Source organism: Amycolatopsis sp. lyj-23, assembly GCF_046549135.1.
Lineage (GTDB): Bacteria > Actinomycetota > Actinomycetes > Mycobacteriales > Pseudonocardiaceae > Amycolatopsis.
On record NZ_JAJPWN010000034.1, the window covers coordinates 42,799 to 54,076 of the forward strand.

11 protein-coding genes and 1 pseudogene are annotated in these 11,278 nt (G+C 66.1%); 11 read left to right on the forward strand and 1 reads right to left on the reverse strand.

Annotated elements, in window-relative coordinates; translation table 11 throughout:
- The first annotated feature begins 30 nt into the window (after positions 1-30).
- Positions 31-894, forward strand: coding sequence for an N-6 DNA methylase (locus ACLJPY_RS49130; protein WP_410597910.1), 864 nt, complete (start codon positions 31-33; stop codon positions 892-894).
- Between the two features lie 59 nt (positions 895-953).
- Positions 954-1,238 carry a hypothetical protein gene (locus tag ACLJPY_RS49135; protein ID WP_410597911.1) on the forward strand — a complete coding sequence of 95 codons (285 nt, stop codon included), beginning with the start codon at positions 954-956 and terminating at the stop codon, positions 1,236-1,238.
- 148 nt (positions 1,239-1,386) lie between these two features.
- Here ACLJPY_RS49135 and ACLJPY_RS49140 read toward each other — a convergent pair whose 3' ends face one another.
- Complete coding sequence (locus ACLJPY_RS49140; RefSeq protein WP_410597912.1) at positions 1,387-2,598, reverse strand: hypothetical protein; 1,212 nt, start codon at positions 2,596-2,598, stop codon at positions 1,387-1,389.
- A 142-nt stretch (positions 2,599-2,740) separates the two neighbouring features.
- On the opposite strand from ACLJPY_RS49140, the gene ACLJPY_RS49145 reads away from it, so the two are divergent.
- The 9 genes and pseudogenes from ACLJPY_RS49145 (at position 2,741) to ACLJPY_RS49185 (ending at position 11,188) form a co-directional block, all read left to right on the forward strand.
- Positions 2,741-3,907, forward strand: a complete 1,167-nt coding sequence (locus ACLJPY_RS49145) for a hypothetical protein (protein ID WP_410597913.1) — start codon at positions 2,741-2,743, stop codon at positions 3,905-3,907.
- Between the two features lie 475 nt (positions 3,908-4,382).
- Positions 4,383-5,864 (forward strand): effector-associated domain 2-containing protein, encoded by a 1,482-nt coding sequence (locus ACLJPY_RS49150; protein ID WP_410597914.1) that lies wholly within the window; start codon positions 4,383-4,385, stop codon positions 5,862-5,864.
- A 5-nt stretch (positions 5,865-5,869) separates the two neighbouring features.
- A complete protein-coding gene (locus ACLJPY_RS49155; protein ID WP_410597915.1) occupies positions 5,870-6,922 on the forward strand; it encodes an AAA family ATPase in 1,053 nt (350 codons plus the stop codon).
- Positions 6,923-6,938: 16 nt separating this feature from the next.
- Positions 6,939-8,447, forward strand: a complete 1,509-nt coding sequence (locus tag ACLJPY_RS49160) for an SAV_2336 N-terminal domain-related protein (protein ID WP_410597916.1) — start codon at positions 6,939-6,941, stop codon at positions 8,445-8,447.
- Positions 8,428-8,691, forward strand: coding sequence for a hypothetical protein (locus tag ACLJPY_RS49165; protein WP_410597917.1), 264 nt, complete (start codon positions 8,428-8,430; stop codon positions 8,689-8,691). Before ACLJPY_RS49160 ends, ACLJPY_RS49165 begins: the two co-directional genes overlap by 20 nt.
- A 21-nt stretch (positions 8,692-8,712) precedes the next feature.
- Entirely contained in the window at positions 8,713-8,871 is a 159-nt protein-coding gene (locus ACLJPY_RS49170) for a hypothetical protein (RefSeq protein ID WP_410597918.1), read from the forward strand.
- Positions 8,872-8,989: 118 nt separating this feature from the next.
- Positions 8,990-9,361, forward strand: a pseudogene (locus ACLJPY_RS49175) (ATP-binding protein); the annotation flags it as partial.
- 569 nt (positions 9,362-9,930) lie between these two features.
- The gene (locus ACLJPY_RS49180; protein ID WP_410597919.1) at positions 9,931-10,140 is read left to right on the forward strand and encodes a hypothetical protein; all 210 of its coding nucleotides are present in this window, start codon (positions 9,931-9,933) and stop codon (positions 10,138-10,140) included.
- Between the two features lie 610 nt (positions 10,141-10,750).
- Positions 10,751-11,188 carry a hypothetical protein gene (locus ACLJPY_RS49185; protein ID WP_410597920.1) on the forward strand — a complete coding sequence of 146 codons (438 nt, stop codon included), beginning with the start codon at positions 10,751-10,753 and terminating at the stop codon, positions 11,186-11,188.
- The last annotated feature ends 90 nt before the right edge of the window (positions 11,189-11,278 follow it).

Consider the following 11,278-nt stretch of genomic DNA (forward strand, 5'->3'; position numbering starts at 1 on the left):
CTAAGTCAACAATGTTTGAGGAGGCTGGAGATGAACGACCGCAAGCATCGTGCTGATCAGGGATCGGCGAACACTCCGATCAACGCCGAGGCCCACGCGCTGACCCTCGCCGTCGAGGTCGCTTCCGCGTGGCACCGGGGTGGTGGCGCTGATCAGTCGGAGGTGCCGCTGGGAATCGTGGCGACCATTGCGGCGGCCGGCCTACTCGTCGGTCGGGCAGACGACGTGGCCGCGGGGATGCTCTCGGCCGCGCCGGACGGTTTCGTCGATATTGCCCGCAGCGTGTGGGCCGTGACCCTCAGCCGTCGCCCGGATCTCGCGCAGTCGGTGTACCCGCTGCTTGGCTGGCTCTTCGCGGCGAACGACCAGGAACGGCGGATCAAGGCGACCGCCGACGCTGCGCTGCGTATCGGCCAACTCAAGCTGACGGCCACCGAGCGTCGCTTCGATTGCGACGTGCTCGGCCCGGTTCTCGGCGCATTGCGGTCACGGACAGCCACGAAGGTCAACGCGCAGATGTACACCCCCGGCGACATCGCGTGCGCGCTGACCGCGGTCGCGCTCGACGACCTCAAGCCCGGGCAGTCGTTCTGCGACGTCGCCGTGGGTACCGGTGGGCTCTTCCGTGCTGCCGCCTGCGTCGTCCGAAGCCGTGGCCTAAACCTGGCCGACATGTCATGGTTCGGCGCCGACGTCGACGAACTCGCCATCGCGGCGGCCGCCGTCAACAGCCTCATCTGGAGTCTCGGCTCGAAGGTCTTCTTCTACGCCGGAGATGTCCTCGCCCACCCGCACTGGGCTGAGGAGGCATGCAGCCGTCGAGCCCGGTTCCTGGAAGAGGTGGACGGTCTGAGCAGCGGGCTGAAGGCGCTCGACTTCCTCAGGCGGCTCTGACCGACGCGCCACGATTTCGAATACCGCGATGACCTGCTCGTTCCTGCTAGCTTCTCGGCGTGGGAGACGTCAAGCGGCAACTCATGGACGGCCCGGCCGCACCGGCCGGCGCGACCTTCCGCTACGCCGACATGGTGGAGATCGGGACCTGGTTCGACGTCAGTCACCGCGCTGTGGCGAACTGGCGGTCCCGCTACGCGGAATCGCACCCGTTCCCGGAGCCGGACGTGATCATCGGCCGGACACCCGGTTGGTCACCTGGCCGTCGGAGCGAAATCGAGCAGTGGGCAGCGGCTCGGCCGGGCCAAGGCGCCGGCGGCGGTCGCCCGAGTAAGAGCGACTGACCTGGTCCTCACGTCCAGTGGTAGGGATGTATGTGGGTCTTTCACGGTGTCAAGGTTCGTGACAGGGGCCCGCTGTCACTGGCCTGAGAGCGCGTGCGGGTGGGTGCTCGGTCTGCGGCATGTGAGTAGTTCGAGGGGCTGGTAGCTCTCAAGAGTCTCGTCCTAGGTGCCAGTTGGTTGTTGGCACGACCACGAGATCGTTCCCGCGACGGCCAATAAATGGCAAATCCATGTCTGTGATAGGCTGGCCGGATAATGCATGGAGGGCTACCCGCCGTGCCGATTCGACGATGATCGGCGGCCACTGCTCTGTCATCAGAGTCATCGCGAGTCGTGTGGCCTCGAAATGTTGGTTCGCAAGGGAGTTGGCAACGGACGCATGCAGGACGAGGAGCGGCAAGAATCCCGGTGCTATTCGAACCGAAATATTCATCGCGGCGTCAATGTCTTCGCTGGCGGACTGGTTGTTCCGGCTACGGGCGTACGCACGGTTGGCGAGCAGCACCATCCGTGCTGATTCGTCGGTGGTAGGGCAGAGGTCCAGTGCGCGGTCTAGTGCGACCACCGCTCGCGCGAAGTCTTTCGCGTGCAGGGCGTTCAGCCAGCCCGTAGTGTCGCCGAACTCGATAAGGTCGATGACTCGTCCGCCGTCGGGCCAGGTAGTCAGGTAGCCGAGCCGGAATGCGCTCCAGTCCGCCGATGAGAAGGTGGGGAGAAGCGGGGCCAGGTCGGTGGCGCATTGGGCGGATGTGCCGGGTCCGAACCTGAACCACACCTCATGGTCGATCATGACGGTCCGGCCTTCGGGGCCCGGCATGAAGTTTCCTTCATGTGCGTCGCCCGCCATGCAGCCGTTCTGATGACCTGTTGCCAGTATGACACCAATGCCGTAAACGAACACTGGTCGCCGGTTGCCAGGGCCGGTCAGGCGTGCGATCACTTGTTTCGCGGACTCCCCTGACCGAAGTAAGTCAGCGAATTCGCGGTAATCGGTGCGAACCGGCCTGGAGACGACGATCGCGTCGTCGGGTGGGATCTCGTTGGCGTACGACGCCACGTAGCGGATGATCTCCGGTTTGCCAAGCAGGGCCGGAAAAACCTGTACGCCAAGCAGAGAAGGCCGCCGCGCGTTGATTGGCAGTACTTCGAATTTCACCGTGCCGTCGACGGCAGCGAAAGGAACCGCGGCGCAATCGCCGACAGAATCCACCACTTTCTCCAGGTGGGCAGAAAATATCCTTCCATCGTCGTAATCCCGCTCTATGGGAATTTGTCGGACCAGCCCCACTTGGTCGGCGTCCCGTGCTCTGCGCGCGTCACTGAGGAACGTCTCGACGTCCTTGCTGTCCAGTTCGACCACTGGAATTACTATCCCCCCGACGACTACCTCGGTTTGCTTAAGCGACACGTTCAACCTCTCGCTAAGGTGGTGTACAGGCGCGGCAATCTGGGAGGATGAAGAAGATATCATGGTACACGGAGCACTGGTTACGAAGACGTTGGTGAACGGAAGCGCTGAAGCGTTGTCCGGGAGCGAGGAGCTGACGCTGGCGTCGTTCTTCGACCTCTGCTCCCTGATCGACGCGTGCGTCATACTTGATGAGCTGCAGGTTTTCTCCTCCATTGATCCCTTGCCAGACTCGCCGATCACTGATCGTCTGGCGGATGGAGGTGTGCTCCGGGAGTTCGAGCCGGTGCTCTCTCGGGCCGACCTGCGTCGAGTTCTGATGCGGCTGCCAGATGCGCTCGGCGAGGGGCTGCAGCCGCAATGGTTCCCGGGTCAGGGCTACCCCGTTGCTGATCGAGACCTACGCAGGCACGGTGAAGTGGATGACACCGGGGCGGTACCGCCCTTCGACTTCTCGGCCGGACTGGACGACCTTCAGCGCCAGTTGCGGCAGATTATCCAATATCCCAGTGTCCACAACAGCACCGAGCAGCGGATGCGGCGCTCCCAGGCCTATCTGGCCGTCGCCGCCGCAAATGGCCTGGACTACTTCCCCGATTACGACCGGGTGCCGTTCGCGGCTGCAGGGCTCCGCGAGGTGTATCGCTCATTGCCTGTACAGCTGTATGAGAAGGTGTCCGACGCGTTTGGGCAACGGGTCGGACAGGAGGATATGATTTCAGAGTGGACCTTGCATGCCACATTGGCTGTTCCGGCGGCGAGTGCGCTGGTGCTGCATCGCGCCGAGAGTCTGGCAGACGTGCCGGAGTGTCTTATGTTGGTACGGAAGGAGTTCCGTTCGTACCGCGATCACTTTCGTGACTTCCGTGCCAAGCTCAGTGAAGCCGATTCGCTTGCAAGGCGCCGGAAATTGCTCCGAACCTACCAGGCTTTGCTCGTGGAGGTCAGTGGGCCTCGCAGCGAGATCATCAGCGTCACCGAAATGCTCAATCTTGCGCAGGCGGGTGTCAAGGCCGGCGCTGCTCCCCTTGCCGTAACCTCATATGGTGCCTCCTTGCTGACCCAACCTGCTGAATGGCTGAGACGCTGGTGGGCACGTCGACCTCTCGCTGTCCTGTTTAGATTGGACGGCAAGTTACCACGAATTTCCGAGTATCGTCAGCTGGTCGCCAAGCTGTGGGGCGAGGAAGCCAACGAACGTCTGTTGGAGAAGCTGGGCCAGCACCCCGAACAGGTTGGACGCCTCATGAGGCTGTTCTGACCGTCGGCCACGGCGCAGTCGACGGCTGCTCGTTGACATGAGCGCGTGCCACACCGGCGGCCGGTCACCTCGACGGCCGCCTTCCTGTGAGAATCGTTTGCATGCCCAACGATCCGTCGGGGTCGCCGGGAGACGGGTCTCGTTGCGTGATCATTTGCTCCTCCAGTGGCGGTGTGACTGGGGTGGTCTTGAGGATCCGCGTCACGGCTGTCTCGTGCTGGAGACTTGGGTACCTCTCCGGCAGGCCTAATATGGCCGCTTTCAGCGGAGGTGATGAGGCGTGGCCCCTGGATGGTGAAGGCGCCATCAAGCTGGAAGAAATCTACCAGTGCATCAGTCACATGATTAGCGCGGAGAATGCGGGTCACCGACCCAATGGGAAAAGTCTGTAGTGCCATTGAGCCGGTGGCGCGCCGCGTGCGAGTATGTGTCTCGGTCGCCGATCGGACGAGCTGAGTCGAGGGGTACCGCCTGGATGGACGCTACATTCGAGGGAAACGATGCGCAGGCCCGGATGGCGGACCGGCTCGCGGAGCTCCTCGCGCGGATCGAGATGCTTCGAGGCGGATCCGACAGGCAGTCGCTGGTGGCTTGGATGATGGACGTGCTCGGAGGTCCCAACGAGTACGGTAGCAGAAATCTTGATCTAGCTCGCTTCTGCCTCGAGCAGCCGTACCGGCTCACCGCCCTCATGCGAGTCGTCGGCGAGCTGGAGCCGGACACTCCAGCGTTGACGGAACTGCTGGCCCTGCGGGACGAGCTCACCGCCGCCGCGCGGGTGCCCGACCTGGGCCATGTCCTCGCGCTGCTGCAACGCGTCAAGCTCGCGGATACGGAGGTGGAGGAGCAGCGCGCGTTACGCGGCTTGTTCCGAGAGGCGACCAGCAACAGGGTTGACGAACTGCCGCCGCGCTGCCGCTCTGCCCGGACAACGTTCCTCTATCTGACCGACTTCAACGCCCCGGCAGGCGGCCCGCCGCCGGCCATGGTGTTCGTGGCCCAGATCGCCGACTTCCTTGCGAACCGCGAGATTGCCGCGGAATTGACCGGGTGGAACCAGCGCTGGGCCGAGCGGACGGGCACGGCCGAGGCGCTGCGGCAGGCGTCCGCACAGCTGAGGCCACCCGATGCCGACCGCCCGACCACCGTCCGCCTCGTGTTCGAGTTCGACCCCGACCCGTTCGACGACAGCAGGGTCATGCTGTCGCACTGGCGCCACTGGGGCGACCGGTCCGGGTACAGCCAACGTCGTGGCGGCACGCCGGTGCTGATGGCCGATCTGGAGTCGGAGGTCGACGACGCCATCGGGGCCCTCGAAACCACGCTCGCCGTCGGCGAGACGGACGCTGAGGACAGTTCGATCGTCCTCGAGTTCATCCTGCCTTGGGAGATGCTCAACACGCCGGTCGAGTCCTGGCGCCGGGACTCGACCGCAGTTCCACTGGGGATCGATTACCCCGTCGTGCTCCGCAGCCTGGACCGGATGCGTGCGGCCCCGCGCTACCACGACGCGTGGCGACGGCGTTGGCAGGCGCTCGTCAACCGGAACGCGCCGGTACGTCCCTACTGGAGCCACGCCGTCGCGGACGGCTACGAGACCGAGCGGCTGGCATTCGAACTCCTGCACAGCGACACTGTGTCGCTCGTGCTGAGCGAACCGCCGGGTGCCCGGGGTGGCACCGCGTGGCGGGAGGCCGCTGCGGCGTTTCGCGCGGGTCTGCCGGTCATCATCTGGGACCGTGAGGACTGTGCGGCACCTGGTTTTCGCGACGCCGTCAGCTACCTCGTCGAGGGTGAGCCGACTGAACTGCCGGACCGAGTGGCGCGGCTGAAGCGCGACGCACTCATCGCCGCCGACCGGCAGCCCTACGCGGGCCGGACGTTGGCCATCCTGTGGGACGATCCGAACCGAATGCCGGAATTCCTGTACGCGCCAAGGCATCTGGAGGGAGCGTGACCTCGATGCCAGACGAGAGACCCGGCCAGGTGGACAGCCTGGAGGGCTACTCATCGACCTTCCCGAAGTGGTGGATCTACCGCGGAACCGGACACACCGCCCCGGCGGGGAAGTGGGACTCGCGGTGGCCGGAGGCGCCACCCGCGCGGCACACGCGGGGCACGACGCGGCGGGAGGCACCCGATTTCGACAACGTCGAGACCCAGCGGCGGTTCGGCTGCCGGACGTTCGCGGGCTACCGCGATCGCGGGTTGCTCAACGGGATCAACGTTGCCATCGCGCTGGCCCGCCCGCTCCTCGTGACCGGCGCTCCTGGCACGGGGAAGTCAGCCATCGCGTACGCCATCGCCAGCGAGCTGGGGCTGGGCCGGGTGCTCCGCTGGTCACTGACCCCGACCGACACGCTGCGGTCCGGTCTCTATGAGTACGACCTGGTCGGCCACGCCAACGCGAGCCGGACCGGGCTGAACGGCTCGGTCGGCGAGTTCGTCCGGTTGGGTCCGGTGGGCACGGCCTTCCTCGGCTATCGGCGGCCGAGAGTGCTGCTGCTCGACGGGATCGACCAGACCGACTTCGACTTCACCTGCCACTTGCTGACGCTCGTGGAGGACGGTTGCTTCGAGATCCCCGAGCTGGTGCGCGACGGCCAGCCGGAGGCTGTCGTGTTCACGGCGGATCCCGGGGTCCGGGCATCGGTGGAGAACGGCATCGTGACGTGCGACGCGTTCCCGCTGGTGATCATCACCAGCAACGGCGACCGGGACCTTCCCTCGTCCTTCCGCCGCCGGTGTGTGGAGGTCTCCCTGCTCCCGCCCACCCTGGAGGAGCTCCGGATCATCGTGGACGCCCACTTCCCCGAGCAGCAACACCCGTTCGTCGACGAGCTGGTCCACCTGTTCGTGGAGCACCGGGCCGACGACGGCGCTCCGGACGTGGAGCAGCTCCTGCATGCGATCCACCTCTTCTCGGTGAGCGAGGAGATGATGTCCGACCCCGGACAGCGTGCCGAGGTGCTAAGCCTTATCTGGCGCGGACCTGCCGCCCGAGAGCAGCTATGACCGCGAGCAGTGCTCCATGACGACGACGCTGCCTCGTGCCCGCCCCGGCCACCAGGCCACCGCGCCGACCCCGGAGGCGTTCCGCGACGTGCTGCGTGCCTTGCGCGGCCGGACCCGCACCGCGCCGCCGCCGGCGTTCTGCGTCGAGCCGTTGCTGGCTCGTCCGGCGGTGCCGCGCAAGCCGTGGGACGCCGTGCTGGTCGTGGACGGCAGTCCGTCCATGCGGTTGTGGTCGTCCGTGGTCCGGGGAGTGGAAAGGTCCCTGCGGGCGAGCGGGGTGTTCCGCAACGTCGTGGTGCGCAAGCTCGGGGTGGACGGACACGGTCCGGTCATCCGGGACTCCGGCCGTGCGGGCATGGGAGCGGGTGCGGTCGTCGACGCGTACCGGCAACGGGTCGTCCTGGTGCTGACCGACTGTGCCCACCCGATGTGGAAGTCCGGGCGTATGTGGTCGCCGTTGCGACGGTGGGGCGCGGCGCACCCGGTCGTCCTCATCAGCCTCGTGCCGTGGTCCGTGGCCGGCCGCGGCGGACTGGCCGTGCACCGGCTGCGGTTGCGGGCGAATAGGCCCGGCACGGCCAACCACGTGCTGCAGTGGCGGCCGCGTGCCGACCCGCTCGGTGCCTACGACGATCTGGCGGGCGCGATGCCGGTCTGCTTCAGCGAGCTCGACCTGGTCGGCCTGCGTCGGTGGGGAGACCTGACCGGGCGTCCGTCGGCCTGGACCGACACCGGCGCGATCCTTGTCCCCGACCGGCCGCAGGACTCGGTGGAGCCGCCGGCGCTGTCGCCCGCGGAACTGGTGTCGGCCTTCCGCACCAACAGTTCTCCCGACGCCTTCCGGCTGGCGGTGTACCTTGCGGCCGTCCCGTTGGAGCTCCAGCTGATGACCCAGGTCGGCGAGCGCCTGCTGCCCAGGACGAGTCAGGCGGCGTTGGCTGAGCTCCTGGCGAGCCCCCTCATCGAACCGCGGGAGGCGGCACCGGCCGGGATGGTGAACTTCCAGTTCACCATTACCGGGCTGCGTGGTGAGCTGCTGGGCTTCGGCCGGCGCAGTGAGACGGAGTACGTGCGGGAGGTCGTGCGCCGCCACTTGAGCCGGCGTCACGGCGTCACGGCGGTCGAGCGGCCGGAGGATGCCGATGAGGCGGACATGGCCGTGCACGGAGCGCTGTCCGGTCAGGAACCACGGGCAGCGGTACCCCGCACATCGGTGCATCGGGCGATCGTCGCCGTGGATGTGGAAAGCTACGGCAACCCCGCGAGGACGTCCTACCACCGCATGGCCGCGCGGGCCGGCATCTACGACGCAATGGCGACCGCGTGCGCGGAGGCGCGGGTGCCGTGGGACCCGGCGGACGTGAGCGATTCAGGTGACGGCCTGTTGCTGCTCTTCCCCGCGGAGGTGCCCAAGGTGGCGCTCGTGGACATCCTGCCGACCCGGTTGGCTGCCGCGGTGCGGCGGCACAACGCGGTGCACGCGCCGGCCGCGGATTCGGCTGCGCATGGCCGTCAACGCGGGTGAGGTCTACTACGACGGGCCGGGGCGGGTCGGCCAGGACCTGATCCTGACCTACCGGTTGCTCGACGCGGCGACGGTTAAGGACGCCTTGGCTCATTCGTCGGCAACCGTGGTACTGGTCGTGTCCGAGCAGATCTACACGTCAGTCGTGCGGCAGGACCCCGGTATCGACGCCGGGACGTTCCGCGCCGTGGTGGCGGACTCGAAGGAGACGCACGCGCGGGCGTGGGTTCGCCTCGTCGACTAAATGTCCCTACGGAATGGGCGCTTGGCCGGTACGGCGCCCGCGCAGCAGCGTGGCCACGAGTCCTTTGTCGCCGGTGGCAGCGACGTTCTCGAGCAGATCCTGCTGGGCCGGTGGATGCATCACTGCCTAAAGCTGCTGGATGTGTACCCGACGCTCGATGCTGCGCTGGCGGCGGGTTGACCGCGATGAACGGCACCACCGACCACGCCGCCGTCGTACCCGACCTGCTGCGCCGGGTCGTTCCCGCCGAGCCGGGACAGCTGGGCGGGCTCCGTGAGGAGCTGGCGGCTGGGCGGCCGGCATCGGCTTGCCGGGTCGGCGGGTGCAGGATCTGCTGCTGGCGGTGTACGAGGCCATGGCCAACGTCGTCGTCCACGCTTACCGCGACACCATCGGCACCTTTGCTCTGCATGCTCGCGACGAGGGTGACACCGTCCGCCGAGGCTTGGCGGTCTCAGTAGCTGGTGCGTGCGCCCTCGGCGACTACCACGCGCAGCGATGGCTTCCGAATCCGACGCGGCAGCGCTGCGCCAGGGGCCGCAGGGCCCGTCGTCAGCTGTGGGTTTGCCTTCCTCGACGCTGGAGCTCGTCAGTGCTAGGTGATGGATCAGCTGTTGACCGAACGACCGTGATGCACAACTGCTCTTCGCCGCTGCCAGTGTGCCGGTAGCCGGGAATGCACACGCGCAGGGGACGTTCATGCTGGTGATGTCTCCCGACTGACGGCAGCAGGGCGTCGAGCTTCAGCACGCTCGTCAGACGTGATCGAAATGAACGCGCTCGGCGGCATGAGCGTGCGTCTTGTCTCGAGCGGCGGCCTGTCAGGATGGTCGCGAGGTGGCGAAATATGCTGACAAAATCGACCGTTAGTATGTTAATTGACGACTGAACTCAAGTAACTTCTCCAGTGGTCGACCATTGTGGACTACGCAATCGAAACGCCTTCAGGTTCATATCTGCGATACCGGCAACATTGCGTGACATTCAAGAAGTTATGGGTCGCTTCGCTGCGCTTTCCGTGTAAATCGTGTCGGTTGCGATCGTCATCTGGTGGACGGAGAGTAGCGAGGCCCTCTGTGCACATGTCGAAGAGAGCAGGTACCTTCCTGACCTAACCTGGCGGGACGTCAGGGAAGGCGGGCCCCCTTCCCAGGACGTGCATGCCGCCGCCGTATGAAGACTGCGGCAACGAGAAGGAACCGAAGCGGCCCTTGGCGTGCCGCGCTGAGGAAGGGCTCTATGGAACTAGTCAAGGTCATCGTAGTCGTGGGGGTGTTCGCCCTGCTGCTGGTTGCCGGCGTTGTGGCTATCGCGAGGAAGGCGCCGCCACTTCGTTTGATCGCCCTGTTCGGTATTCTGCTCATCGCAGTGCTACTAGTTGCGCTCGGGCAGGGGAATCTTTTGCCGGAGCTGTTCGACGGAGGAACCTTAGGTGGGCTGGCTCGCTAACGACCGCCCCGACCTCGCACGCGCAGTGCCGTCGGAAAGCGTTTTGGGCCGTCTTGAGCGGTCGTGGTTTCTGCGCCAAGACCGGGCCGTTCGCTCATCGGCATGACTAGACGTTCGGCTCAGCCCGGCGACCGACTCGCGGCAGAAGCGATGTTCGCTTGTTCGGTGGTTGATCGATGTGTGCGCGAGTGGCACACGATGTTCATGTGCTCAAGGGCAAGGTGGGACGTGGTCGCCAGGGCTGTGGTGACGGCCGTGCTGGTGGGCCTGGGCGCGGGGGCGGGCGGCTTGGTCGCCGGGGTCGTCAGGCACGGCCCCGGCGGGGTAAGTGGTGGTGGCCAGGCGTCAGGGCCGAGAACCAGCGCCGCGACATCGACGCTGAACGCGCCGTCGCGGCGATCAAGCAGCCAGCGGCAACGATCTCCGATTGCCTCGTCAGCCGTGACCCTGCAGGCCACGAACCTGGGCGGGGACGTCCTGGACTCCTGTCCGCACAATCCTCACGTGCATCGCTGCTATAACGCCGTGTAACACGCGAGTGCCTAGCGACGGTTAACGGCGGGACGGCCGGATCATGTGATCGGCGGGCGACGCGGCGGGGAGGTTCGAGATGGGTGAGCAGATCGACTTGTTCGAGGCATCGGCTTCGGCGGTCGGCTACCTCTATCAGCTTCGCAAGGCGCTCTACTTCTGCGTCGAACAGACAGGAGCCGGTCCCGACTGGTCCGTAGCCATCGAAGCGGGCGACGACATCGAGGTCCACGAGGACGCGGGACCGGGCCTCTACCAGCTCAAGCACCGCGCCCCGGGGACCAAGATGACTGACAAGGCCACTGACCTGTGGAAGAGCCTGCGGATCTGGGCCACCGGTTGGGCCGAGTCTGCAGCCAGCCAGGATCGCCCCACCTTTTTCCTGCTCACGACCGCCGAGGCCGCCGCGGAGGGCGCCGCTTACCACCTCCGGCCTCCGGGCCCTGGCAGCCCCCGGGACGAAGCGAAGGCGCTCGGGCTACTAGGGCCTGTATCGAAGTTGTCTCCGGCGGGTTGAGCTGGAGTTGGCGGTGCTGGGCGTGTCGTCGGCCGAAATGGGTGAGGTCTCCGGTATTTGGTTCGTCGACCAAGAAAAACCTGAACACCG